Source organism: Bradyrhizobium tropiciagri, from assembly GCF_018130545.1.
GTDB lineage: Bacteria > Pseudomonadota > Alphaproteobacteria > Rhizobiales > Xanthobacteraceae > Bradyrhizobium > Bradyrhizobium tropiciagri_A.
Genome location: NZ_JAFCKF010000007.1, coordinates 236,816 through 261,219, shown reverse-complemented (window position 1 = coordinate 261,219; position 24,404 = coordinate 236,816). Strand labels below are relative to the sequence as shown.

Sequence of the window (24,404 nt, the reverse complement as noted above, 5' to 3'; positions counted from 1 at the left end):
CGGAGGAGGTTCAAATGAATTCGGCAGCATCCGCCAATCGACCAGCTGTTCTCGTCGATCAGGACAAGCACGTCTTCAAGGTTTCTCGTCGCAATTTCATCGATCCCGATATTCTTTCGATGGAGAAGGAGCGCATTTTCGAGAGCAACTGGATCTATCTAGGGCATGGATCAGAGCTGAAGAAGCCGGGAGATTTTGTGACACGTTCGGTCGCAGGCCGGAGCATCCTGTTCACGCGGGACGCCAGCGGAACTCCCGTGGCGCTGCTGAATACATGTCCCCATCGCGGAATGCAGGTGTGTCGCGAGCGCAAGGGAAGCGCAAAGTCCTTCCAGTGCTTTTATCACGGCTGGGTTTTCGGACTGGACGGAAAGCTGCGAAGCCAGCCGGGCGAGGACTCCTATGACGCGGACTTCAAAAATCGCGAGAGCTCGCACCTGACGCCAGTGCCCCGCTTCGAAGGCTATCGCGATTTCTATTTCGTCTGTTTCGACCGGAACATTCAGCCGCTCGTCGACTACCTCGCGGGTGCCAAGGACTTTCTGGACGTGATTTGCGATCAGTCAGAAGAGGGCATGTCGATCGTCAAAGGGACGCACGAGTATTCAGTTCGCGCGAACTGGAAGCTTCTCACCGAAAACAGCATCGACGGATATCATGCGTCCACGACGCATGCGTCGTATTTTGACATTCTGATGCAAAGCAACGGCGGGGCGAACTTCAGGTCTGGCGCCGGGCGTGGCTACGACCTTGGCAACGGTCATGCCGTGATCCAGGGGCAGGCGCCATGGGGCCGTCCGGTTGCGGATTGGATTCCCGCTTGGGGAGAAGAAGGCAAGAAGGAGGTCGATCGCATTTATGCGCGCTTGGTCGAACGCTTCGGAGAGGAGCGCGCGTTCCGGATCGCCAAGATGGGACGCAACCTTTTCATCTATCCCAACCTCATCATCAACGACATCATGGCCATCGTCGTCCGAACCTACTATCCGACTGCGCCGGATTACATGGTCGTCAATTCCTGGGCGTTGGCGCCGCTGAACGAGAGCGCTTGGTCGCGCAAGTACCGCCTCAACAACTTCCTCGAGTTTCTCGGCCCCGGTGGCTTTGCGACCCCGGACGACGCGGAGGCACTCGAGCATTGCCAGCGCGGCTTCAGCAATTATGAGGACGTGCCCTATAGCGACATTTCGAAAGGCATGAACAAGGAGAACCCCTCGAGCGCGGACGAGTTGCAGATGCGCGCCTTCTGGATGCAATGGAATAAGCAGATGTTTCCCGAGTCCGCCAAGGCGGCCAAGATCAAAGCGGCTTGAGGAGGGCGATCGATGACAAAAGTGACTCGCTCCGAGATCGAGGAATTTCTATTCGAAGAAGCCGATCTCCTTGATAAGTGGCGGCTTCCCGAGTGGCTGTCGCTGTTTACGGACGATGCAGAATACCATGTGCCATGCATGGATCTCCCGGCCGATGCATCACCCGACGACAGTCTGTTCTACATTGCCGACGACCGTATGCGACTTGGCGAGCGCGTGAAGCGGCTGATGAAGCGAACCGCACACGTGGAATTCCCGCACTCGAAAACGCGTCACATGGTGAGCAATGTGAGGGTCAAGGAGCGGGAGGACGAAAATATTGACGTGACTTCCGTCTTCGCAACGTATCGCACCAAGGACGGCGTGACCGACCTTTATGTCGGATTGAGCAACTACGTCATTCGTCAGGTGGACGGCGCTTTCAAAATCCGCAGCAAACGATGTTTACTCGATAGTGACGCGCTGCGGCCTTCCGGGCGCATCAGCATTATCCTCTGAGGTGGCGTTCACATGACGAAAATGCTCGAAGGACGGATTGCGGTCGTAACGGGAGCCGCGCAGGGAATCGGATTTGCGATCGCGGAGCGACTCCAGGCGGACGGTGCGCGGATCGCGATCGCAGATGTCGACGAAGGCCAGCTCAACCGCGCCGCCGACCGATTGGGAGCCGGGGACGATCGACCGCTCGTCTGCGCTGGCGATTTGTCGCGTGAGACCGTTGCTCGCGACATGATCGAGGCGACGATCACCCGGTTTGGAACTATCGATATTCTCGTCAACAATGCCGGCGGAGGAATCATCCAGCCGTTCGTCGATCACACGCCGGAGTCGTTGCGCACGACGGTGGATCGCAATCTCTGGACGGCCGTCTGGGCCACCTTTTACGCATTGCCCGAGATGCGCCGCAAGCGATACGGCCGTGTGGTCAGTGTCGGCGCGGACTCCGTTCGGAACGGCTTGTGGAATCACGCGGGATACAACGCTGCGAAGGGAGGAGTTCATGCGCTGACCACTGGCCTCGCCAGGGAATTCGCGCTGGAGGGCATTACCTTCAATGTCGTCGCGCCATGCATCGTCAACACCGAGCGCGTACGTGCCGCGGTGGCGCAGGCTCCCGAAGCCGTCAAAAAATACATCGATGTCGTGCCGATGGGGCGGCCGGCAGAGATGGCCGAGGTTGCGTCGATGGTCGCCTACCTCTCGACCGGCGAGGCGTCGTTCGTCACGGGACAGGTCATCAGCGTCAACGGCGGGAGCGCGATGCTCTGATGCAGGATGTGAGCACCAGCAAGGTCGCTGTCTGCGCCGCCAGTGACGTCGTGGAAGGCGAGATCAAGGGAGCGTTGCTGCCAAGCGGAGAGCGTATCGCTCTCTACACCTATGGTGGGCAGGTCTATGCAACGTCCGACACCTGTACGCATGGAGAGGCATCTCTATCCGAAGAGGGATTGCTGGCTGGAAAGATTGTGGAGTGCACGTGGCACTTCGGAACCTTTGATATAACAACGGGTAAGGCAGAGTCGTCCCCCTGTACGGTGGCACTCAAGACCTATCCAGTTGAAATTATTGAGGGAACTGTTTATGTCCAAGTCTAAGCGCACTCCCGCCAAATCCGCTAAGGCGAGCAGCGCTGCTCCGAGGCGCCGGACGCAGGCCGAGCGCCGAGAGGCAACGCGCAAACTGATCCTGGATGCCTCCGTGGAGGTGATGGTGCGCATGGGCCCGGCGGGTCTGCGTATGGAGGATGTCGAGCGTGAAGCGGGCGTGTCCCGGGGGGCGCTTCTCCACCATTTTCGAACCAAGCAGGATCTTGTCCTGGCAACGTTCGAACACGTCAATGATCGCTCCCTCGAGCGAAGCCAGCAGCGGATCAAATTTGCCGAACGCGCGCGCAGCGTGCCGGCAATCATTGATGCGATTCTGGCAGACGCCACCGAATTCTTTTTCGGACAGGGCTTTTTTATCGAATTCGCACTGGCTTTCGGTCAGGCTTATCCTGAACTGCGGGGAACTGTGCGTCGGTTAAGCCGGCGTTCCCGTTTTGCGGTTGAGGAAACGTGGCAGCACGCTTTGGAAAGGCATGGTCTGCCGCAGGCGGTAGCTGCAGATGTTCTTAGCCTGACCCTTAACCACGTTCGTGGCTTCATGGTCCGCCGCTTCATCGATGACAATGCCGCGCAACGGGCGCATCTCAGCGTGGTGTGGCAGGATATGGTTCGAGGCTACCTGACCGAAAAGCTGGGCGCTGAGGCCTTCTTAAAGGCGATGGCGCCCACCTCGGAATCCGTCGAGGCATCGGCGCGCGAAGGAGCCACTCGCATCAACCATACCAAGAAATCGAAAACCCGGAATTGAAGAATATGACGCGCATCCCGCTTGCCCAGGTGTGTTACGTTCGACTTGGCACTCGCGCCATCGAAGAGAGTGCGCGGTTCGCAACGGAAATCCTTGGGCTGCAACGGGTCACGACAGACAACGGCGAGGCTGCCTTCCGGTCTGACGCGCTTTCGCATCGCATCTGCCTAACAAAGGAATCGCCGGACGATCAGAGCGTCGGCATCGAATTGCTCGACGAGACCTTCATTGCGCCTGCGCGAGACACGTTGGAGGCAAGAGGCTTTGTGGTTCGCGATGCCACCGCAGACGAATGTCGACGCCGCTTCGTGCGTCAAGCGTTGATCACGATGGACGGCTCCGGCAACTCGATTGAACTTGTTGCAAGACCTGCCCACTCCGGCCGCCGCTATTTTCCATCGCGGGATGCAGGGATTGTCGGATTTCAGGGGGTGGGCCTGCGATCGACCAACCTGGCACGCGATCTTGAGTTCTGGACGACTGTGCTCGGCGCCAATGTCGCGGATCGCGTTGGAGACGTCTGCTATTTGCAGATCGATGCCCGTCATCATCGCATTGCGCTTTATCCGTCGGAACGAAAGGGAGTTCTCGACGTCTCGCTGGAAGTCGAAAGCCTCGATTGCGTGATGCAAAGCAAGTATTTCCTTCAAGATCGGCAGGTCAGGATTGTCCACGGACCTGGAAAGGAAACAGCGTCGGATCAGGTTTTCCTGCGTTTCCTGAGTCCTGACGGATACGTCTTTTCCTACGTTCACGGCATGCAGGACGTCGATTTGAAGCGTCGGCCCCGCCAGTATCAGCTGCGCCCCGAATCGTTCTGTTCATGGGGGAGCGAGGCAAGCGATCTTCCGGAGTTGGCGGCGTTGCCGTCGACCTGAAGCCGAATTCAGTCAGGAGGTTCAAATGATCGAACTCAAGGAAATCACTTATGTCCGGCTCGGGGCGTCGAACCTCGACGCCGCGGAATCGTTCGCGACGCGCTGCCTGGGGCTAGAGGTCGGAGACCGGAGCAAGAAGGGGCTTTATCTCCGCTCCGATGATCGTGCCCACACGCTTTACTACGAAGAGGGCAATCCGGACGACCAGACAGTTGGCTTCGAGGTCGATAGTGAGGAACAACTTCAAGCCGCGGCCGCGACTCTCGAGGCGCTCGGACATCCCGTTCATGCAGGTACGCCGGATGAATGCGCCTCGCGCATGGTGAAGGCCTTCATCGGCTTCAAGGATCCGACCGGCAACCACATCGAACTCGTGGTGCGTCCTGCGAGCTGTGGTCGCCGCTATTTTCCGACGCGCGACGTCGGAATCACGGGCTTCAGTCATGTTGGCCTCAATACCACCGATCCGGTGCGCGACGAGAAATTCTGGACCCAGGTTTGTAATGCTCGCGTGAGCGACCGCATCGGAGACATCGCGCTCATGCGGATCAACGCGATCCATCATACCCTGGCTCTGGCCCCCGGGACGAAGGCAGGTATTCAGCATGTCAACCATCAGGTCGCAAGCAATGACGATGTGTTGCGGTCCTACTATTTCCTGAGCGAGCAGAACGTCCCGATCGTTTTCGGTCCGGGCCGCCATCCTACCTCCGGCGCCCGGTTTCTTTATTTCACCGGCCCGGACGGGATGACATTTGAATATTCGGTTGGCGTCGATGAGATCGAAGACGAAGAGAACCATAGGCCTCGGAGCTTTGGCTTCGAGCCGAGCAGCTTGTGCATGTGGGGCTCAAAAAGGGCGGGGCGCGCCTGAAAACCGAGCGCGCCCGCCGTCACAAAGATCTACCTGCAGATAGCTTCCTAGCTGCGGTCATAAGGCTAACGCAGAATCGGCGCGCGTCAGAGCGTGGATCCGAACGACCGTGTTCGACCAAAGCAAGGGACCTGTCGGTTCATGAATGAAGACGAAATTGCGGGACGCTTTCGGCCGGCCTTCTCGCGATGAGCGGCTCGGACGATCCGGTGTCGCGCAGCAATGCGGTGTGGTGATCCGCCGCGATCATCGCAAGGTCTGTCGGCGAAGATCGATAAAGCGATCGGGCCGGAAGTTGGTTCGGTTTAACGCTATTCGAGGGGAGGGATTTATGACTGATCGAATTCGTCAGGGACCATGCGTTGGATTGCGCGTCCTTGATCTTTCAACAATGGTTTCTGGCCCGATGGGCGGTCAGATCTTCGGCGACCTGGGTGCGGACGTGATCAAGGTCGAATCGATCTCAGGCGACACCATGCGTGCCGTTGTCCCGCAATATAAGGGCCTCGGTGCATATTTCAGCCATTATAACCGCAACAAGCGGAGTATCGCGGTCGACTTGAAATCTGCAGAGGGACAGCAGATCGTGCGCGCCCTGGCCTTGCAATCGGACCTCTTGATCGAGAATTTCCGGCCGGGCGTCGCCGATCGGCTGCAGCTCGGTTACGAGAGTCTGCGAGATGAAAATCCGGGTATCGTCTATATCTCTATCAAGGGCTTCGGTGAAAGCGGCCCTGATAGCGATCAGCCGGCCTACGATCCCGTCATCCAAGCGCTTGCGGGCTTCTGCTCCGTCCAGGGCGCGGATACCGACACTCCCGCGCCGGTCCGCAATGTCGTCGTGGACAAGATCGCAGCCATCTCTGGCGCGATGTCAGCCCTTGCTGCCTTGTATGCGCGTGACCGAAACGAAGGGCGAGGCCAGAAGATCGTGGTGAAGATGCTGGATGCATGGTCGTCGTTCATCTCCCAGGAAGAGTTGAAGAATCACACCTTCATCAATCCCGAGGTACTCCCCGTACAGTCCGGGTCGATTTACCGCGTGTTCAAGACGAAGGACGGACATGTCATGGGACTCGTTCTCCAGGACAACCAGTTCCGAGGTCTCTGCGCTGCTCTCGGCAGATCTGACCTGCTCGAGGACGGCCGGTTTGCTAAGCCCCGAGATCGGTTGATGAACATTACAGATTTCAACGAGGAACTGGCCGCGTCCATCGCGGAAATGACCACCGAAGAGTTGCTCGCTGGTGTTCGAAAATACGAAGTGCCGATGGCGAAAATTCACTCGCTGGAGGAGTTCCTCGATCATCCACAAGCCAAGCACAATGATACGTTCCCAATTTTCGACGATCCGGAGTTCGGAAAGATCCGGGGGCTGAATTTCTACGCCTCATTTGAGGGCACGCCTCTGGAGTTGCGCTCTCGTGCGCCGCTGCTCGGCGAGCAGACCGAAGAAATCCTTGGCGAAATCGGCATGGAAGACGCCGCTGTCAGGCGGCTGATGGATGCACAGGTCGTCCGGTAACCCGCGCGAACTCGTATGCAAGCATGAAATCGCGGACCGGTCTCGGTCGGCCGCTGCAACATAACATATCAATGGAGTGACACATCATGGACTTCAACCTGCCGGGAGAGGACGATCCGCGGCGCCTTGCCGTACGCAAATGGTTCGAGGCGAATCCGTCACCGAGTTACGCCCAGCTGGCCAAGCAAGGATATGTCGTGCCGCACTGGCCCGAGCCCTGGGGGTTGGGAGCCGAACCCGAATTGCAGCTGATCATCGATCAGGAGATCGAGCGGGCGGGCATCGTTCATCCCATGACGTTCAACGTCATCGCGATCAATCAGTGCGGCCAGTCGCTGCTTACACACGGTACGAAAGATCAACGCCAGAAGTTCCTGCCTCCTGCACTCGCCTGTGAGGAGCGCTGGTGCATGCTGTTCAGCGAGCCGTCCGGAGGATCGGACCTCGGCAACCTGCGCACCACAGCGCGGCGCGATGGCGACCATTACATCATCAATGGCCAAAAGATCTGGAATTCGATGGCGAACAAATCGCAGATTGGGGTTTTGATCGCGCGCACCGATCCCGAGGCGCCAAAGCATCGTGGGTTGTCAGTCTTCTTGATAGATATGAAGACGCTAGGCGTGCTCGTCCGTCCGATCGTGGACATGACCGGCGAAGAGCCTGAGTACAACGAGGTCTTTCTGACAGACGTCAAGGTGTCGGCAGACCGCTTGCTCGGCAAGGAAGGCGACGGCTGGCGCATCGTGATGGAGCAGCTACAGACCGAGCGAATGCACATGACGAAGCCCGGCGCGGTCTGGGGCGGCGGGCCAACAGCTCGCGAACTCATGTCAGGCCTGATCCAGACCGGGAAAATCAATGACCCGCTGATCCGGGACGAGGCGGGGAAACTGTTCGTGGAGGGTGAACTGCTCCGCCTTCTGTCTCTTCGCAATCTGAGCAACCGGATCAACGGCAAGCCGGCCGGCGCAGAGGGGAACATCGGTAAAATGCTGGCCTCGCCGCACGGCCAGAACCTGTCCGATCTTGCCAAGCGTTCGCAGGGCGCGGCGGGTATGGTGCGTGATCGGAGCGTGCTGCCGCTTCCGCCGAAGGAATATGGGCTCTTCGATAATTGGGATTATGCCTACTGGTTTGCGCCGGCTGCCACGCTGGGCGTTGGGACGCAGGAGATCCTGAAGAATGCCGTCGCCGAACGCGTGCTCGGCTTGCCGCGGGAGCTCGATCCGACGGCAAGTCTTCCATTCAATCAGGCCAAGCTCGTCAAGCCGAAGGGCGCCAACTAGCGAGACTGCGCAGACGAGACGGCTGAAGAGCGCTCTCGCACCGGCCGTCTTCTCGTTGTCCATATCAAGCAAGAGGATCGATCAATGGATTTTTCACTCAACGAAGAGCACGAGGCCTTGCGCGATAACGCCCGCGCGTTCCTGTCAAAGGAAGCGGAGCTGTCGAAATTGCTCGTACCGGGAGCCACCGTCGCACAGGCCGGATATGACGGCATGTGGAACAAAATGGTCGAGCTCGGCTGGCCCGGCATCGTTGTGCCTGAAGCTTACGGCGGCTTGGGAATGACGTACCTCGATTTGGCGATGGTGATGGGCGAGATTGGACGATCGCTCGCCGCCGCACCGTTGTTCGGCACGCTGGCCGGCGCATGGGCCGTCGAGAAGGCAGGGTCGGAGGATCAGAAGAAGCTGCTCCTCGGTGAGGTCGCCGCCGGGCGCTTGAGGTTGGCGCTCGCGGTCACCTGTGCAAACGGTACGGCGGACGGGGCACATTCCGACGTCAAGGCGGTCCAACGCGACGGCAGATGGGTCGTTTCCGGCAGGAACGCCTTTGTGGTCGATGCGGACGCCGCCGACAAGATCGTCGTGCTGGCTCGAACTAAAGACAAGGGACAATTCTTCCTGGTCGACCGTGGCGACAGGAATGTGACTGTCGATGTTCTCGAGTGGCGCGATATCACGCGGCAGGTCTGCGCCGTCTCGTACAACAACGTTTCAGCAGAACCGCTGTCTCAAAGCGATGACGACACTTGGCCATGGATTCGGGACCGGCTCTATCTGGTGCTTGCTGCGGAAAGCGCTGGCGGCATTCAGAAGGTGCTCGCGGATACCGTCGAATATGCCAAGGAGCGGGTTGCATTCGGCAAGCCCATCGGCGCATTTCAGGCGATCAAGCATCAACTTGCCGAACTTGCCGGCTTGGATCAATGCGCCACGGCCGGGGTCCACTTTGCGGCCTGGGCTTTGGGCGAAGGGGATAAGCGGGCTTCGCTTGCGGCGGCAATGGCACAAAGCTACGCCAGCGCCGCTTATCGAGATGTGACTTACCGCAACATTCAGGTCTTCGGAGCCATCGGTTTCACTTGGGAAATGAAGAATCATCTGTATTACAAGCGTGCGCGTAGCAATGCCGAGTTGCTCGGTGCGCCGCGCCATCAACGCGATCAGGTCGTCCGGCTGCTGGAAAAAACGCCGGAGTTGCTCTCGGCTTAGCCCGCGGGCAGGTGCCTGAAGCCGGCAGCATCGTCGGACCTCAAGTGTAAGGGTGGAGCGCAACTGTTCATCGGTCAGAGCGACGAGTTCGCGTGGATAGCACCTTGCGAGCTTGTCGTTGACCCGGCCTCCCGGATGTCCCCTGCTGCTCCATCCGGACCATGTCCCAGACCATCGCTGCAGAGGGGCGTTGATCCCCTTGCAAACGTATCAGCGAAAGGGTCGTGCTGAAGTTCATCCCCTCGATCTGCCGGACGACTCCATTTCGTTGCCCTGTGATCCGATGGGTATCGAACCATCCCAATGTCACGGCTGGAACTCCCGTGAGCAGGCCGAAGCGCTCGACCGCGATGGCGTGCGCTTCGGGAGGGCGAACGAGCTTGGCGCCGGCCTCCAGCAAGCAGCGGCTAAGAGCGACCGTCAAAGGCGCCCCCAGCGCACGGTTGACCATGGCAATTCTCTGATCTCTCAATTCCTTGTGAGGAATCTCCTTCATCTTGGCCCAGCGATGCTCGGCAGGAACGAGGAGCGCCGCCCGCTTGGTCTCCAGCGGCAATCGCTCCAGACCATCTGGCCAATCCGCTTGCGAGGCCGCATCGGTCGCTGCCGTCCTTGTGTCCGATGGTTCGACCAGCAGCGCCAGATCGATTTCCCTTCGGATCAAATCGGCGTAGTTACGCTCCTGGGCCTTGTCGAATATCCGCAACTGCACCTTCGGACAGTCGACAATCAAACGGTCGACCAGCCTTCGGCGCATCTCGATGTGGAGCGTGTAGAAAGGCGCTCCAATGCGCAAATCGTTTTCGCGAATTTCTCGTGCCGCCTGGTGTGCCCAAGCTGCCTCCGTGACCATGCGCCTGGCGTTCGGCAGGAACAAACGCCCTTGCGGAGTTAACTCCACGCGACGGCTCGTGCGCGAGAACAGGGCGAAGCCGAGCCTTCGTTCGAACTCTCGAACGCGGGCCGAGAGGGCCGGCTGCGAGACGTTCAAGAGCGCGGACGCGCGGGTAAAGGACAGCTCATCCGCCAACGTGACAAAGATGCGGTAGGGTGTTGCATCGATATCCATGTCTACCTTCACCTCGAGGCCTACTGGCCGTAATTTATAACATCCCATTATCAATAGGCGATAGATTTTCGATTGGACCGCTCGTGCACTTTGATGGCCTCCTAGATCGAACAAGCTGCTGAAAAGCTGCAGTCGCTGCGGGCGATGTGTCCCTGCTGATCGACAAATCCGGAGGATGCGCCTTGTGGTCTTTTGAGACGGAGCCCGAGTTTCAGAAGGAACTTGATTGGATTGACGACTTCGTTAGGCGCGAGGTCGAACCGCTCGACTATATCCTCGGCAGCCAATGGAATATCCACGACACGGGCTTCAAGAAGCTGGTTCGTCCGCTACAGGCAAAGGTAAGGGCTCGCGGTCTCTGGGCTTGCCACCTCGGGCCTCATCTGGGCGGTAAGGGGTATGGTCAGCTCAAACTTGCATTGATGAACGAGAAGCTGGGACGATCGCGCTTCGGCCCGATCACATTCGGCACGCAGGCGCCCGACACCGGCAATTCGGAGATTCTCGCTCATTACGGCACGCCGGAACAGAAGGAGCGCTATCTCAAGCCGTTGCTCGACAACGAAATCGTGTCTTGTTTCGCGATGACCGAGCCACAGGGCGGCGCCGACCCGCTCCAGATTCAGAGCACGGCGAAGCTCGTTGGAGACGAGTGGGTGATCAACGGCGAGAAGTGGTTCTCGTCGAACGCCCGCTTCGCTGCCTTTCATATCGTCATGGTCGTTACCGAGCCCGATGCCAACGACCCGTATCGGCGCCAATCCATGATCATCGTCCCGGCGGAGACGCCGGGAATCGAAATCGTCCGCGACTACGGCTATTTCGGGCAGGCTGAACCGGAGCACGCCCATGTCCGTTGGACTGACGTTCGCGTGCCCAAAGCCAATATGCTTGGTGACCGCGGGGACGGCTTCGTAGTTGCGCAAGTTCGTCTCGGGGGCGGAAGGCTGCATCATGCAATGCGGGCGATCGCTGAGGCCACCCGCTGCCTCGAATATACCTGCGAACGCGTTGTGTCCCGGCAGACGAAGGGCGCGCCGCTCTGGAAGCAGCAGATGGTCCAGGAGCGAATTGCCGATGCCTGGATTCAACTGCGCCAATTCCGGCTGCTGGTGCTCGAGACGGCTTGGCTGGCCGACCAGGGCGCGGATTGGAAAGCGATTCGCCAGAACGTCTCTGCGGTCAAAGTGGTCATGCCGAAGGTGCTCAACGACATCGCCAGCATGGCCCTGCACCTGCACGGTTCGCTCGGCCTGACGACCGATGTGCCGTTTGCGAGCCACATCATGAGCAGCTTCATGATTGGTTTGGCCGATGGTCCGACCGAGGTTCACAAAGGCGTCGTCGCACGGGAGCTGCTCAAAACGGTGCAGCCGAGAGACGAGATGTTCCCCGATTACGTGCGCTTCAAGGCTGAGCCGAGAGCTCGTGCGCATTTCGGAATGACTTGAGTGTTGGATGATGTCGAAGCCATTCAGCCTAGATCTGTCAGGTCGCACCGCGCTGGTTATCGGCGGAAGCGGCGGCATAGGCAACGCGATCGCGCAGGCTTTCCGGGCTCATAGAGCGACGGTCCACGTTTGGGGCACGAAGGAGCGCGCCGCCGACTATGCGGGCATTGCGGGCTCGGATCTCGACGGCCTGCACTATCAGCAGATGGACGTGTCGGACTTCGGGGCTGTGGAGGCATACCAACCACCCTTTGATCGGCTCGACATTCTTGTCCAATCGCAAGGCTCGGTTCTTTATCGCCGGCAGGAATTTGCAATTCCGTCTTTTCGCCAAGTCGTGGACGTCAACCTGATTTCGATCATGGCGTGCGCCAACAAATTTGAGGCGCTGCTGGTGGAAACCAGCGGCACGATGATCGTGGTGTCGTCCTCTGCGGCCTATCATGCCACACGGGGGAATCCGGCTTATAACGCGTCAAAAGCCGGCGCGGTGGGGCTGGTGCGGACTTTGGCCCAGGCGTGGGCCGACAAGGGCGTACGCGTCAATGGAATTGCGCCGGGATTTGTCCCGACCCGGTTGACTGCCGTGACGGTCGAGGACACCAAGCGCTCTGAGGCGGCGGTCTCGCGCATCCCGATGGGCCGCTTCGGTACGCCTGAGGAGATGGCGGGCGTGGCCATGTTTCTGGCGTCGCCGCTTGCCAGCTACGTCACCGGTCAAACGGTTCTCGCCGACGGCGGAATGTTGTTGTGACCGCGCGCGCACACGAACCGATCGACTTTGGTCGTCTAGCGACATGGATGGACGCGCGTGGGCTCGGCAGCGGAGCGATCGAGCATGTGACGCCGTTGAGTGGCGGCACGCAGAATGTGCTTTTGCGCTTTTCGCGTGGAGGACTTTCATACGTCCTGCGAAGACCGCCAATTGCGCTGCGACCGAACAGCAACGAGACGATGCGGCGCGAGGCGCGGCTGCTTGGCGCGCTGGCCTCCAGCCCGGTTCTGCATCCGCGCCTGGTCGCCATGTGCGATGAGACGGACGTATTGGGCGCGACCTTCTATCTCATGGAGCCTGTGGAAGGATTTAACGCGGTGACCGGCCTGCCGTCGCCCCACCGGGACAGCGCCGCGGCCCGGCGTCGCATGGGCTTCGCTCTGGTCGAAGGCATCGAAGCACTTCACCGCGTCGACTATCGCGCCGTCGGGCTCGAAGGCTTCGGCAATCCGGACGGCTATCTCGCGCGGCAGGTCGGCCGCTGGAATGCGCAGCTCGAGGGCTACAAGCAATATGAAAGCTGGCCCGGGCGGATCGGCATTTCGGGCATCGACGAAGTGTCTGATTGGCTCTCAGCGCATCTTCCATCCGCTTCAACACCAGGCATCGTTCACGGCGACTACCAATTCGCCAATGTCATGTACCGGCGCGACAAACCCGAACTCGCTGCTATCGTCGACTGGGAACTGGCAAGCATCGGCGATCCGCTGGTCGACCTTGGCTGGATCGTGGCGACATGGCGAGATTCTGGTGGTCCGGAGCTGCCAGTGCTTCGCGTCGATCCCTGGGACGGTTTTCCACGTGCGGAAGAGCTGGTGGAGCACTATGCGAGGTTCAGCACGCGGGACCTCCGTAATCTCGAATGGTATGTGGTTCTCGCCTGCTTTCGTCTCGGCATTCTGCTGGAGGGGACCTATGCACGCGCTTGCGCCGGCGAGGCTCCGGCAGAGACGGGCCATCTGCTTCACCAAACCACTCTGGCGCTTTTCGAGCGGGCCTTGCTGCGGGTACGCAAGAGGCGCGCTCACTAGCGAATAACCGGCCGTCGCCGGGGCAGGACGTCAACTCGACGCCTGCCGGAAGACAAAGAGGTCGCAGAGAGGCACCGGACCAAAAAGGCCGGGCGATGGAGGAAACGATGCTGCTGCCGCCCATGAATGACTATCGAGCTCATTTTAACAACTACGCCCGGCCGGCGGACCCGCCAGCCTACAACTATGCCGATGTGATCGATGGTTACGGCAGTGACCCAACGCGCCAGGCGTTGATCTGGACCAATGAGCGGGGCGAGGAGCGTCGTTTCACCTTCCGCGAGATATCGGAGGCGTCCCAGCGCATCGCCAATGTCCTGAAATCCAGGGGGATTGGCCGCGGCGATCGGGTCATCGTCATGCTGCCCCGGATTCCGGAATGGCAAATGACGATGATCGCGCTGTTCCGGATTGGGGCGGTGTCGCTACCCTCGCTGACAATGCTGACCCCGAAAGATCTCCAATACAGGATCGAGCAAACGCAGCCGAAAGCTGTCATCGCCGTGCAAGGTGAGACACACAAGTTTGACGGCTTGCTCGGCTCGGATTGCGTGCGACTTGCCGTCCGCTATGGATCGGGCGAAGCGGTCGGGTGGGAGGACCTCGTATCGGTGATGGCCGAGGCATCTCCGCGCGCAAAATCCGAGGCCATGACCCGCAAGGATCCTGGCATCATCTACTTCACGTCGGGCTCGACTGGCATGCCGAAAGGGGTGACGCATTCGGCTTATTTCGCCTACAGCTTCCTCGAGATTGCCGCCTATTGGTTCGATCTGAACGAGCAGCGGAGGGAGGATATATGTTGGGGAACCGCCGACACGGGGTGGGCCTTCTCGGCGACATGCACCTTGATCGGCCCCTGGGTCGCTGGCATTTGCGCCTTCATCTATGACGGGCCCTTCGATCCAAAAGTGCGGCTCCAACTCATCGAGAAGTACGGTATTACGCTGTTCGCAGCCACAGCGTCGGAATATCGCTGGATGCTCGGCGAGAACGTCGCGAATTACGATCTATCGAAACTGCGGCTCTCCATTACGGCCGGCGAAGCGCTGGACGCGCCGACGGCCTATCGATGGATGGAACTGACCCGCACGCGCATTCACGAATCCTACGGCCAGACCGAGAGCTTCATGTCGGTGGCGAACTTTCCGGTAACCGAGATCAAGCCGGGCTCAATGGGCTTGCCGATGCCAGGTATGCCTGTCGATATCATTGACGAGGAGTCCTACCAACCCGTCACAGCGGGTCACATCGGCCATGTCGCGATACGCGTGCCGTTCCACGGCCAGATGCTCGGTTACTGGAATGATCCGGTCCGGACCGATGAGATCTACAGGACCAATGTTGCGGGCGAGCGGTGGCTGATCACCGGGGATCTCGGGCGCAAGGACGATGACGGCTACCTCTGGTACGAGGGACGCTCGGACGACGTGATCAACGCCGCTGGTTATCGCATCGGGCCGGCCGAGGTCGAGAGTGTGATCATGGCGCATCCAGCCGTGCGGGAGGTGGCGGCGGTCGCCAGTCCCGACGAAAAGCGCGGCGTCGTCGTCAAGGCCTTCGTCGTCCTACACGACGGCCACAAGGCGAGCGATGCTCTCGTGCTTGAAATCCAGAATCATGTGAAAGCTCAGACTGCCCCTTACAAGTATCCGCGCCGTATCGAATTCGTCGCCGAACTGCCCAAAACCGCAAGCGGAAAGGTCAAGCGTAAGGAGCTTCGAGATCTCGAACTGTCGCGGAGCCGGACGGTCGCCGTGTAGTTCGTCCTCCTTCAAAGGCTGTTCCTCCCGATCGTCCAAACCACCGCGCTTCAACCTGGCTGAACGAGTGTGAAACCATGACGATGCGATATCTTCTGGCTATCTTCTTTGCAGTACTGTTGTCACCTTCCCGCACGTTCCGAAATCGACAAGCCGGCCATTCGAATACTTGTATTGAATGACCAGTCGTCAGTGAACTCCGCGGCTTCGGGCGTCGGAAGCGTGGTTGCCGCGCGTCTTGCCATCGAGGATTTCGGTGGCAAGATCGGCAATCGGCCCATCGATTTGATCTCCTACGATCACCAGAACAAGGCCGACGTCGCCAGTGCACTCGCACGACGCGCTTTCGACGTCGACGGGGTCGATGCAGCCTTTGATTTCTCGAATTCTGCCGTCTCCCTTGCAGTTCAGGAATTGGCGCGCGAGCGCGGCAAGGTCGTGGTCCACGTCGGCTCGGCCAATGCCGATCTCTTCGGCAAGGCCTGCTCGGCGACGTCGGCGCTGTGGTTGTACGATACGTATTCGCTGGCCCAGGGAATTGTAAAAGCTGCGGTTCAGGACGGCGGCAAGAACTGGTTCTTCTTGACGTCGGACTACTCCTTTGGGCGCACAATGGAGACGGAAGCGACCAAGGTGCTGCAGTCCCAGGGTGGGACATCTCTGGGCGCGGTTCGACACCCGCCCGGGACAGCCGATTTTGCTTCCTTTCTCCTTCAGGCCAAAGCCACGGATCCGCAAGTCGTGGGCTTGGCAAGTGGAGGAGACGACCCGATTAATATCATGAAGCAGGCCAGCGATTTCGGGTTCGATCGCAGCAGAACGAAGTTTGCCGTGTTCATTTTTGCATTGAATTATGTAAAGGCCCTGGGGCCTCGTGCAGCCCAAGGTCTTCAGTATCTCTCCGGATTTTATTGGGATCGCAACAAAGATACCGCGGCTTTTGCGAAGCGCTTCGCTGCAGCCAACGGTGGCGCTTACCCAACCGAGATGCAAGCCGGAAACTACAGCGCGGTAAGGCACTATCTTCAGGCTGTGTCGGCCGCCAATTCGGTCGATGGATTGACGGTCATGCGGAAGATGAAGGCCATGCCGCTCGATGATTTTTTCGCCCCCGGCGCCACAATTCGCTCTGATGGCCGACTGATGAATGACCAGTATTTGCTCGAAGGTAAGGCTCCGAACGAAATCAAGGGGGAGTGGGACTTGTTAACGGTGCGACAGACCATCAAGGCTGAAGACATCCAGCGGCCGATCGATCAAGGTGGCTGCCAGCATCTGGACGAAGGACGCTAGACCCATGAAGATCCATCACGTTGCCCTGTTCGTAAGCGATATGGATGCAGCTCTCAGATTGTGGCGTGACGTTCTGGGTTTCAACGTCAGGGTCGATATGACCATTCCGGATGGCCAAGCGTCGGGACCCAACGTGTACTTCTCCGGTGACCTGTTGGATCAAATATTGGGCGCGAGGGGATCCAAGTCACGAATGGTGATCGTCTGGTCAGCGGAGGGGGCGGTCGTCGAACTTCAGGAATGCGCTACGCCCAAACTCCAAAAACGACCTTCCGAGCGCGTTGGCTATCGAGAAACGGGGATTCTCGAGCTGGCGCTTCAGGTCAAGAACATCGATGGCTGGTTCGAAAAAGTCCGCGGAGCGGGCTATAAGACACAAACCGATGGCGTATGGTCTTGCGCAAACATCCTTCGCTCGTTCCTGTTCTATGATCAGGACGGTAATTTGATCCAGATGTGCGAGCCGATCGAAACCTAGATGATCGAACAAGGACGACGAGATGTGCGCCGCATCTGCATGGGCAGCTTTGTCGGAAGCTAAGACGTCGTGATCTCCCAGACTGGCCGCCGCTGGGCGGCTATTTTTCGTCGATTTCGTGATTTTCAACTGAGCGTCATGTCCGCTTCCTTGTTGGCGAAGGCGTCGAATCCTGAATGTGCTGTCGGATAATCTTTCGCCAGAGCTCGAGAAGGCGCGAAAAATGCTCCGGGTCATTCTCGATAAGCATGCGCACGGAGAAGCCCCGGACGACGCTAAGGGTCAAAGCAAGCACATCCTGCGCGAGCCGTTCCGGAATTCCGGATGAGATCATTGTGTCGAGCCATGTGGCTTCGATCGAAAAGCGTGTTTGACGAACAAACTGCCGTGTTTCAAGTCTCAGTCGTCGGGTACTGTCGTCGCTCATTGCTATGGCGAGCTCTATGAAGAAGTAGTCGCCGAAGAAGAAGTCGTGAGCATCCTCTATGACGCTGGCGATGGGATCGCCGCCATCGTGGCGGGCCAACTGAGCCCGACGGGTGCTTCTGGTGAAGGTAACCTCACTGACGTAGGTCAGGACTGCGACGACGAGTTCGTGTTTGCTTGGAAAATGGTGCATCAGCGCACCGCGCGACACGCCCGCCTCGTCCGCGACTTCCACGGTGCGTAACCCGCCAAACCCGTTCTTGCGGATAAGCTTGACAGCGGCTTCAAGCAACAGCTTGCGGGTCGCTTCGGTGCGTTCTGCTTGGGTTCGGCGCGACGTATGTTTCGGGTCGGCGGTAGCCTGTCGGCGCGAACGCAGCCTTTGCCGCCCTCCCGGTGCAGCGATCCGATCCGGTCGGGAATGTTTGCTCCGGGACGTTTTGTCAGAATTCGGCATGGACGGCGTTCTCTAGTGGTTCAATACGGCGCGCTGCACGGCATACCGGTCTCCCGTCTGTCACGTCAAACCTCGTACGTTACTATTTGCGTTCCGACACCTGTTGCAGCGCACAAGCTTCGTATTTTGGCCGGTCCGAAAGAGGTGACGCAAGGCATATTCCGTTCGGGACGAAGACCGACCGCAGATGCGAACAGCAAAGTGCCAGGAATTGCCCGCCGCCAGCGTCAAGGCTGTCGCGAGAGGCGGCTTGACAGTCAAGTTAAAAACAATCAGGTTTGTTTGTAAATGAAGTATCTTTCCGGTTAGGCGGGACCGGTGCTTGCAGAACGAGGCTCATTGTAGAGCCCGCAGGGGGAGCGCTCGTTGGGATTGGCCGTCAGTTTTCGTACCAGCACCGTGAGTTTGTTCGCGGCGGCTCCTGAAGACGGGGCTTCATGCCGACAGGGCGCGTCGCGCCGCGAGGGCTTTCCATCGCTTGCACGTGCGGTGGGCGTTCAGCGGCTCGGCGTACGCGGACGATCAGCAGCGCCGGGCGCGCATTTGCGAAGGGCGCAGGCGCAACGTGCTGGCGATCCGCGCTCCGCGCCGTTGGTTGCTTCCTTCACCTGTTCGCTCCGAAGCAAGCAGCGAAGGAAGCGTCTGACGTTGCCGTGCAATCTAAAGCATTAACAGGGAGGAAAAGGGCATGACGTTGATCTCGCGTCGGACAGCAATCACAGGCCTTGGCGTCAGCGCACTGGCATTGGGACGGAATTCCAGGGCGCGAGCGGCGAACGATTACCCACCTGGCATCACCGACACCGAAATCAAGCTCGGGACAACTGCGCCCTACAGCGGCCCGGCTTCTGGCTATGGACTTTATGGTCAGGCGCAGACTGCCTACTTCCAGATGATCAATGACAAGGGCGGGATCAACGGCCGGAAGATCAACTTGATCTCGCTGGACAATGCATTCTCGCCTCCAAAAGCCGTCGAGCAGACGCGAAAGCTCGTTGAGTCCGAAGAGGTGTTTGCGATTGCCGGGTTTCTCGGGACCGCTACAAACGCAGCGGTCCAGAAATATCTCAACGCGAAAAAGGTGCCAAATCTGTTTCTGACGTCGGGAGCAGAGCGCTTCAACAATCCGAAAGAATTTCCGTGGATCGTGCCGTTTTATCCGATCTACGTGTCCCAGGGCGCAGCGCTGGGTGCCTTCATTTTGAAGGAGAAGCCGGATGCGAAGATCGCCGTTCAATACGTCAACGACGACTTGGGCAAGGACTTTCTTCGTGGCCTGAAACAGGGGCTCGGAGAGAAAGTATCGGCGATCGTCAAGGAGGTCAGTCACGAAATTACCGAGCCGACCATCGACAGCCAGGTGGCCGATTGCAAAGGTTCGGGCGCAGACGTCTTCGTGCAATTGACTTATTCGAAGTTTGCGGCTCAGGGCATCCGCAAGGTGGCGGCTCTCGGATGGAAGCCGTTGCACATCATCAATTCGAACTGCGCCTCGATCGGAGGAACGTTGGCGCCAGCCGGCTTGGACAATTCGAAGGGATTGATATCGGCCTGGTGGGAGGCGATACCGACAGACCCAAATCAGCAAGACAAGCCGGCTATCAAAGCGTATGTGGAGTTCATGAAGAAATACATGCCGACTGTCAGCGTCGATGACAGCACGGTGACTCCTGGGTTCAACAATGCGTATATGATCGAGCAGGTCCTGCGCAGATGCGGCACCGAACTCACGCGCGAAAATCTCCTCAAGCAGGCGACGTCGCTCAAGGACGAGCGCCCGCCGCTATTTCTCGACGGTGTCAAGGTCCACAATACGTCGTCGGACTACCGAGCCGTCCACAACCTGCGGATCACGCGCTTCGATGGGGCCAACTGGAATCCGGTGGGCGATATGGTCGATCTTGACGAGAAGGCCTCGTGATTGCCTGATTGAAACGGAAAGGGCGAGAGCTTCAGCTCTCGCCCGCGTCGATAGTTTCGAGCGCTTCATTCGGCCGACATGGGATCGCCGGTGAGGCCCCAGCTTTCTCCATCGAAAACGGCGATCCGGAGGGTCTTGAACGCTCCATAGTCGTCGGGCTTGGTGCTGATCGAGATGCCCGGCAGCATCATCGGCAATCGTTCTCCGTGCAGCGGCGTGGCCTGACGGACGAGGTTTTCACGCGTGAGGTCGTCGCCGCACTTCTTCAGCACAAGCTCGACGGCATGGACATTCATGTAGGCCACGAGGACCGAATAATCGTCCGGATTGACTGACGGGGCGTATTTCTTCAGGAACGCCTTGTAGGCCCTGACCTCGTCGTCATTGGCCCAAGCCGGGTCGCCGGGCTGCTTGAGGAACTGCGTGGTCACGAGGCCCTTCGAGGCTTCGAGGCCCGCAGGCTTCAGGATGGTTTCGACGGAAGCGGTCGATCCCCCGATGATGTGCAGCGGGCGCCAATTCAGTTCGTTGACTTTGCGGATCGACTGCGCTGCCGCCTTCGAAGACGATTGCTCGATCAGCGTGTCGATCCCCGAGGATTTGAGCCGGACAATCTGCGAATCGACTGTGGGGTCAGCGAGTTCGTAGGATACCTCGAGAACGATCTGCGATGCCTTGTCGCCGAGTCCGGCACGCAGGCCTTTCAGATAGTCCTTCCCGTAGTCGTCGTTCTGGTAGAGGACGCCGATCTTGGCCTGCGGCCTGGTCTTCAGCAGATACTTCGCGATGACCCGTCCCTCGGTCTCGAAATCGGGATAGAGCGGCACGGTCCAGCGGAAGTTCTTGGGATCGTTGAACCGACGTCCGCCGGCGGTGATGAATAGCTGCGGGACCTGTTTCGAATTCAGGTACTTCTGAGTTGCAACGTTCGGCGCGGTGCCGATGGTGCCCACTTCGGCAAGCACGCCGACATCCTCGACGAGCTTGCGCGACTGCTCGACCGCTTTGGGGGCGCTGTAGGCGTTGTCGAGCTGCGTGAAGCTGATCTTGCGCCCGTTGATTCCGCCCTGCTCATTGAGCATCTCGAAATAGGCGACGACGGCGCGCACCGCACCGGCGCCGAACGCCGATGCTGGACCGCTCAAAGGCGTTGACTGGCCGAGCTTGATCTCGGTATCGCTGACACCCGGCCCGTAGGCCTTTTCCGCATGCAGCTGTGTCGAATCCAGCATCGCTGATGCGGCGATCACGCCCAAGGCGCGCCCGAAATGGCTGTTCAAGACCATATCCTCCCGGTTTGTTTGTTTTGCAGTCTCTTATCGTAGAAGTTCGCGCGCGATGACCATTTTCTGGATCTGGTTGGTGCCCTCGAAGATCTGCGTCAGCTTGGCATCGCGCATCATGCGCTCTACGGGGTAGTCCATCGTGTAGCCGTAGCCGCCGAAAATCTGGACGGCATCGGTCGTCACCTTCATGGCCATGTCGCTGCCGACGCACTTGGCCATGCTGGCCAGCAGGTTCAGCCGCTTCCAGTCGCCGGCGTCACCGGCGCGCGCGCATTCATAGACGAGGGCGCGCGCCGCCTCGATCTGCATGGCCATGTCGGCAAGCATGAACTGTACGCCCTGGAATTCCGAGATCGACTTCCTGAACTGCTTGCGCTCCTTCGCATAGGCGAGACAGGCATCGAGCGCCCCCTGGGCGAGGCCGACGGATTGGGCGCCGATCGTCGGACGGTTGAGGTCGAGCGCGCGCATCGAGGCGCGGAAACCCTTGCCTTTCTCACCGACGAGGTTTTCCACGGGAACCCGAACGTTATCGAAGAAGATCGGCGTGTTCGGCGCGCCGCGGAAACCCATCTTGCGCTCGTGTCGGCCGAACGTGATGCCGGGCATATTCTTGGGTTCGACGATGAACGCGCTGATGCCGTCCGCGCCCGGACTATCGCTCGTGCGCGCCATCACGACGATATAGTCCGCCGCCACGCCGTAGCTGCACCATTGCTTGCGGCCGTTGATCACGTAGCAATCACCGTCTTTCTTGGCGCGGGTACTGATCGCGGTAACGTCCGAGCCTGCCTGCGGCTCCGAGATCGCGATCGCCGTCACGATGCCGCCTTTCGCGATGATTGGAAGGTACTTCTTGCGCTGCTCCTCCGAGCCGAAGTGAAGCAGCGGCATGATGAACATCGTATTAAGAGCTGCGATCGACGCGCAGGCTGGAGAGAATCGCGAAATTTCCTCGCGGGCGATGCACGCCATGGTCAGGTTGCCGTTCGGCCCGCCATATTGTTCGGGGACCCAGAGCTGCATCAATCCCATTTCGCCGAACAGCTTCACGAGCTCGAGGGGAAAGCGATCCGTCTCGTCGATCTCGGCTGCGATCGGTGCCACGTGCTTGGTGGCCATCCTGCGGATGCTGTCGCGAAAGGCGATCTGCTCCTCGCTGAAGCTCATGAACGTCTCCGTCGGCTTTTCGTTGGGAAGACCAAAAAGGGGCTTCCATTGAATGGGTGATCCATTTAATAATCCATTGCATGTCGACCAAGTCAAGCCCCCAGAAAAACGGCCGAGGCCGCGCTGCGCCATCCCAGCGTCGCGAGCGAGCTTCGGATCATCGCATGGCGGGATCGCCGGCCCCCGTGGCGTTTCGCCCGATTCACACGCGGCGCGCCTTCGAGGAAATCTGCGATCGCATTCGCGAGCAGCTCGCGCGCGGGGCGCTCAAGCCGGGCGACAAGCTGCCCCCCGAGCGCGATCTGGCGCAGCAGCTCGGCGTCAGCCGTAACGTGCTTCGCGAAGCGCTGCGCAGTCTGGAGATGGCGGGCGTGCTGCGGCTGCAGAAGGGCGTCAAGGGGGGTGCCTTCGTTCAGGAGGGCGACACCAGCCGCATGAACGTGGTCATGCGCGACATGCTGAGCCTCGGGACGATCTCGATCCGCGAGTTGTCGGAAGCGCGCGTTCAGGTGCTCGACCTCGTGGTGCGACTTGCCTGCGCGAACGCACGGCAGGCGGATTTCGAGGCGTTGCAGGCCAACGTCGAGCGGACGGAGCTGTTCACCCGCGAGGGCCGGCTGCTGGAGCGGGTGGAGTGCGCTCGGGAGTTCTACAAGCTGCTCGGCCTTGCCTGCGGCAACAAGGTGATCGCCATGATTACCGATGCGGTCACCGAGATCCACATGCGGTTCGTTTACGCCAAGGTCGCGTCCAGCGGCGTTGCGATGACGCGGCTGGGGGAGCGGCGCCGGCAATTCCTGGCGGCGCTTCGGGAGCGGAATGTCGCCGCGGCAGCCCGGTTGATGCGCAACCATCTGGGCGCGGTCCAGAAGATGCTCGAGCAGGATCCCGGCGCGATGTCGCTTCAGATTGCCCTGGCGGAGATCAATTCCGGCATGAAGTGACGAAAACTGCAGGTCCGGCCGAACGCCGGCATTCAATGAAGAAAAACGAATGGAGGAAGACGTGTCCCGATATGCGAAGTACGAGTGCCTGACCGTGGACGTCGCCGACAAGGTCGCGACGGTGACCCTGAATCGGCCGCAGGCCCGCAATGCCATCAATCAGAAGCTGATCCGGGAACTCCGCACGATCTGGGACGATCTTGCCGACGACCATGCCGTCAATGTCGTGGTGCTGACCGGGGCGGGAGAGTTCTTCAGCGTCGGCGGCGACGTCAAGGCGATGTCGGAGCGGCCGGGCGGCGACGTGCTGGAGGAGGGCGAGGTCCACGACCCCATGATCAGCCGCCGCGGCGTGACGCGGCAGCTCGAGCTTGACAAGCCGATCGTCGCCGCCATCAACGGCGATGCCATCGGCCTTGCCGCGACCCATGCGCTGCTCTGTGACATCACGGTCATGGCGGAGGATGCGCGCATCGGCGACACCCACGTGTCGCGGGTCGGGCTCGTGGCCGGAGACGGTGGCACCGTGATCTGGCCGTTGCTCGTCGGCATCAACAAGGCCAAGGAATTCCTCATTCGCGGCACCCTGCTGAAGGGAAAGGAGGCCGAGCGGATCGGCCTCGTCAATCACGTCGCGCCGCGGGCCGAAGTGCTGGCTAAGGCGCGGGAGATCGCGATCGAGCTGGCGAACGGTCCGACCTGGGCGATCCGCTGGACCAAGCTGTCGATAAACCAGATCGTCAAGGATCGCGTGAACATGCTGCTCGAGGCCTCCATGGCGCTCGAGCAGGTGACATTCGAGACCGCCGATCACAAGGAAGCGACGATTTCGTTCAAGGAAAAGCGCAAGCCCCGGTTCGGCCAAGGCTGATCAGCCGATGGACACTACCGAGC

23 protein-coding genes are annotated in these 24,404 nt (G+C 59.7%); 19 read left to right on the top strand and 4 right to left on the bottom strand.

The window, feature by feature from the left end:
* The first annotated feature begins 14 nt into the window (after positions 1-14).
* The 10 genes from JQ616_RS29195 to JQ616_RS29150 all read left to right on the top strand — a co-directional run bounded on the left by JQ616_RS29195 (position 15) and on the right by JQ616_RS29150 (position 9,446).
* Entirely contained in the window at positions 15-1,313 is a 1,299-nt protein-coding gene (locus JQ616_RS29195) for an aromatic ring-hydroxylating oxygenase subunit alpha (protein WP_212020592.1), read from the top strand.
* 12 nt (positions 1,314-1,325) lie between these two features.
* Entirely contained in the window at positions 1,326-1,811 is a 486-nt protein-coding gene (locus tag JQ616_RS29190) for an aromatic-ring-hydroxylating dioxygenase subunit beta (protein WP_212020591.1), read from the top strand.
* A gap of 12 nt (positions 1,812-1,823) precedes the next feature.
* Complete coding sequence (locus JQ616_RS29185) at positions 1,824-2,582, top strand: SDR family NAD(P)-dependent oxidoreductase (protein WP_212020590.1); 759 nt, start codon at positions 1,824-1,826, stop codon at positions 2,580-2,582.
* Positions 2,582-2,908: a non-heme iron oxygenase ferredoxin subunit gene (locus tag JQ616_RS29180; RefSeq protein WP_212020589.1), complete on the top strand. Its 327-nt coding sequence runs from the start codon at positions 2,582-2,584 to the stop codon at positions 2,906-2,908. Before JQ616_RS29185 ends, JQ616_RS29180 begins: the two co-directional genes overlap by 1 nt.
* Positions 2,895-3,668, top strand: a complete 774-nt coding sequence (locus JQ616_RS29175; RefSeq protein WP_212020588.1) for a TetR/AcrR family transcriptional regulator — start codon at positions 2,895-2,897, stop codon at positions 3,666-3,668. Before JQ616_RS29180 ends, JQ616_RS29175 begins: the two co-directional genes overlap by 14 nt.
* 5 nt (positions 3,669-3,673) lie before the next feature.
* Positions 3,674-4,546 carry a VOC family protein gene (locus tag JQ616_RS29170; protein ID WP_212020586.1) on the top strand — a complete coding sequence of 291 codons (873 nt, stop codon included), beginning with the start codon at positions 3,674-3,676 and terminating at the stop codon, positions 4,544-4,546.
* 25 nt (positions 4,547-4,571) lie between these two features.
* A complete protein-coding gene (locus JQ616_RS29165) occupies positions 4,572-5,420 on the top strand; it encodes a VOC family protein (protein ID WP_212020584.1) in 849 nt (282 codons plus the stop codon).
* A gap of 331 nt (positions 5,421-5,751) precedes the next feature.
* Entirely contained in the window at positions 5,752-6,945 is a 1,194-nt protein-coding gene (locus tag JQ616_RS29160; protein ID WP_212020582.1) for a CaiB/BaiF CoA transferase family protein, read from the top strand.
* 86 nt (positions 6,946-7,031) lie between these two features.
* Positions 7,032-8,234, top strand: coding sequence for an acyl-CoA dehydrogenase family protein (locus tag JQ616_RS29155; protein ID WP_212020580.1), 1,203 nt, complete (start codon positions 7,032-7,034; stop codon positions 8,232-8,234).
* An 84-nt stretch (positions 8,235-8,318) separates the two neighbouring features.
* Complete coding sequence (locus JQ616_RS29150; protein WP_212020578.1) at positions 8,319-9,446, top strand: acyl-CoA dehydrogenase family protein; 1,128 nt, start codon at positions 8,319-8,321, stop codon at positions 9,444-9,446.
* Between the two features lie 67 nt (positions 9,447-9,513).
* Here the strand turns inward: JQ616_RS29150 and JQ616_RS29145 are convergent, their stop codons facing one another.
* The gene (locus JQ616_RS29145) at positions 9,514-10,515 is read right to left on the bottom strand and encodes a LysR family transcriptional regulator (protein WP_212020577.1); all 1,002 of its coding nucleotides are present in this window, start codon (positions 10,513-10,515) and stop codon (positions 9,514-9,516) included.
* 146 nt (positions 10,516-10,661) lie between these two features.
* On the opposite strand from JQ616_RS29145, the gene JQ616_RS29140 reads away from it, so the two are divergent.
* The 6 genes from JQ616_RS29140 (at position 10,662) to JQ616_RS29115 (ending at position 17,306) form a co-directional block, all read left to right on the top strand.
* A complete protein-coding gene (locus JQ616_RS29140; protein ID WP_212020575.1) occupies positions 10,662-11,966 on the top strand; it encodes an acyl-CoA dehydrogenase family protein in 1,305 nt (434 codons plus the stop codon).
* Between the two features lie 7 nt (positions 11,967-11,973).
* Positions 11,974-12,720, top strand: coding sequence for an SDR family NAD(P)-dependent oxidoreductase (locus tag JQ616_RS29135; RefSeq protein ID WP_249137416.1), 747 nt, complete (start codon positions 11,974-11,976; stop codon positions 12,718-12,720).
* Positions 12,717-13,772, top strand: coding sequence for a phosphotransferase family protein (locus JQ616_RS29130; protein ID WP_349630060.1), 1,056 nt, complete (start codon positions 12,717-12,719; stop codon positions 13,770-13,772). Before JQ616_RS29135 ends, JQ616_RS29130 begins: the two co-directional genes overlap by 4 nt.
* A gap of 107 nt (positions 13,773-13,879) precedes the next feature.
* Entirely contained in the window at positions 13,880-15,535 is a 1,656-nt protein-coding gene (locus tag JQ616_RS29125; RefSeq protein ID WP_212020574.1) for an acyl-CoA synthetase, read from the top strand.
* 108 nt (positions 15,536-15,643) lie between these two features.
* The gene (locus tag JQ616_RS29120; RefSeq protein ID WP_283812681.1) at positions 15,644-16,828 is read left to right on the top strand and encodes an ABC transporter substrate-binding protein; all 1,185 of its coding nucleotides are present in this window, start codon (positions 15,644-15,646) and stop codon (positions 16,826-16,828) included.
* A 4-nt stretch (positions 16,829-16,832) separates the two neighbouring features.
* Complete coding sequence (locus JQ616_RS29115; protein WP_212020570.1) at positions 16,833-17,306, top strand: VOC family protein; 474 nt, start codon at positions 16,833-16,835, stop codon at positions 17,304-17,306.
* Between the two features lie 136 nt (positions 17,307-17,442).
* Here the strand turns inward: JQ616_RS29115 and JQ616_RS29110 are convergent, their stop codons facing one another.
* The gene (locus JQ616_RS29110) at positions 17,443-18,189 is read right to left on the bottom strand and encodes a TetR/AcrR family transcriptional regulator (protein WP_212020568.1); all 747 of its coding nucleotides are present in this window, start codon (positions 18,187-18,189) and stop codon (positions 17,443-17,445) included.
* Positions 18,190-18,877: 688 nt separating this feature from the next.
* Here JQ616_RS29110 and JQ616_RS29105 point away from each other — a divergent pair.
* Positions 18,878-20,110, top strand: a complete 1,233-nt coding sequence (locus JQ616_RS29105) for an ABC transporter substrate-binding protein (protein ID WP_249137414.1) — start codon at positions 18,878-18,880, stop codon at positions 20,108-20,110.
* A 65-nt stretch (positions 20,111-20,175) separates the two neighbouring features.
* Here the strand turns inward: JQ616_RS29105 and JQ616_RS29100 are convergent, their stop codons facing one another.
* Both JQ616_RS29100 and JQ616_RS29095 read right to left on the bottom strand, forming a co-directional pair.
* On the bottom strand, positions 20,176-21,342 hold the full coding sequence (locus tag JQ616_RS29100; protein WP_433996016.1) for an ABC transporter substrate-binding protein: 1,167 nt from the start codon (positions 21,340-21,342) through the stop codon (positions 20,176-20,178).
* An 84-nt stretch (positions 21,343-21,426) separates the two neighbouring features.
* Positions 21,427-22,698: an acyl-CoA dehydrogenase family protein gene (locus JQ616_RS29095; RefSeq protein ID WP_249137410.1), complete on the bottom strand. Its 1,272-nt coding sequence runs from the start codon at positions 22,696-22,698 to the stop codon at positions 21,427-21,429.
* 32 nt (positions 22,699-22,730) lie between these two features.
* Between JQ616_RS29095 and JQ616_RS29090 the strand changes: the two genes are divergently transcribed.
* Both JQ616_RS29090 and JQ616_RS29085 read left to right on the top strand, forming a co-directional pair.
* Positions 22,731-23,510, top strand: a complete 780-nt coding sequence (locus tag JQ616_RS29090; protein WP_212020565.1) for a FadR/GntR family transcriptional regulator — start codon at positions 22,731-22,733, stop codon at positions 23,508-23,510.
* A 61-nt stretch (positions 23,511-23,571) separates the two neighbouring features.
* Entirely contained in the window at positions 23,572-24,381 is an 810-nt protein-coding gene (locus JQ616_RS29085) for an enoyl-CoA hydratase/isomerase family protein (RefSeq protein ID WP_349630059.1), read from the top strand.
* The last annotated feature ends 23 nt before the right edge of the window (positions 24,382-24,404 follow it).

Excerpts from the sequence above, each read along its gene's own strand:
- JQ616_RS29195 (WP_212020592.1), top strand. The coding sequence starts at position 15 with ATGAATTCGGCAGCATCCGCCAATCGACCAGCTGTTCTCGTCGATCAG.
- JQ616_RS29190 (WP_212020591.1), top strand. The coding sequence starts at position 1,326 with ATGACAAAAGTGACTCGCTCCGAGATCGAGGAATTTCTATTCGAAGAA.
- JQ616_RS29185 (WP_212020590.1), top strand. The coding sequence starts at position 1,824 with ATGACGAAAATGCTCGAAGGACGGATTGCGGTCGTAACGGGAGCCGCG.
- JQ616_RS29180 (WP_212020589.1), top strand. The coding sequence starts at position 2,582 with ATGCAGGATGTGAGCACCAGCAAGGTCGCTGTCTGCGCCGCCAGTGAC.
- JQ616_RS29175 (WP_212020588.1), top strand. The coding sequence starts at position 2,895 with ATGTCCAAGTCTAAGCGCACTCCCGCCAAATCCGCTAAGGCGAGCAGC.
- JQ616_RS29170 (WP_212020586.1), top strand. The coding sequence starts at position 3,674 with ATGACGCGCATCCCGCTTGCCCAGGTGTGTTACGTTCGACTTGGCACT.
- JQ616_RS29165 (WP_212020584.1), top strand. The coding sequence starts at position 4,572 with ATGATCGAACTCAAGGAAATCACTTATGTCCGGCTCGGGGCGTCGAAC.
- JQ616_RS29160 (WP_212020582.1), top strand. The coding sequence starts at position 5,752 with ATGACTGATCGAATTCGTCAGGGACCATGCGTTGGATTGCGCGTCCTT.
- JQ616_RS29155 (WP_212020580.1), top strand. The coding sequence starts at position 7,032 with ATGGACTTCAACCTGCCGGGAGAGGACGATCCGCGGCGCCTTGCCGTA.
- JQ616_RS29150 (WP_212020578.1), top strand. The coding sequence starts at position 8,319 with ATGGATTTTTCACTCAACGAAGAGCACGAGGCCTTGCGCGATAACGCC.
- JQ616_RS29145 (WP_212020577.1), bottom strand. The coding sequence starts at position 10,515 with ATGGATATCGATGCAACACCCTACCGCATCTTTGTCACGTTGGCGGAT.
- JQ616_RS29135 (WP_249137416.1), top strand. The coding sequence starts at position 11,974 with ATGATGTCGAAGCCATTCAGCCTAGATCTGTCAGGTCGCACCGCGCTG.
- JQ616_RS29125 (WP_212020574.1), top strand. The coding sequence starts at position 13,880 with ATGCTGCTGCCGCCCATGAATGACTATCGAGCTCATTTTAACAACTAC.
- JQ616_RS29115 (WP_212020570.1), top strand. The coding sequence starts at position 16,833 with ATGAAGATCCATCACGTTGCCCTGTTCGTAAGCGATATGGATGCAGCT.
- JQ616_RS29110 (WP_212020568.1), bottom strand. The coding sequence starts at position 18,189 with ATGCCGAATTCTGACAAAACGTCCCGGAGCAAACATTCCCGACCGGAT.
- JQ616_RS29105 (WP_249137414.1), top strand. The coding sequence starts at position 18,878 with ATGACGTTGATCTCGCGTCGGACAGCAATCACAGGCCTTGGCGTCAGC.
- JQ616_RS29100 (WP_433996016.1), bottom strand. The coding sequence starts at position 21,342 with ATGCTGGATTCGACACAGCTGCATGCGGAAAAGGCCTACGGGCCGGGT.
- JQ616_RS29095 (WP_249137410.1), bottom strand. The coding sequence starts at position 22,698 with ATGGCGCAGCGCGGCCTCGGCCGTTTTTCTGGGGGCTTGACTTGGTCG.
- JQ616_RS29090 (WP_212020565.1), top strand. The coding sequence starts at position 22,731 with ATGGCGGGATCGCCGGCCCCCGTGGCGTTTCGCCCGATTCACACGCGG.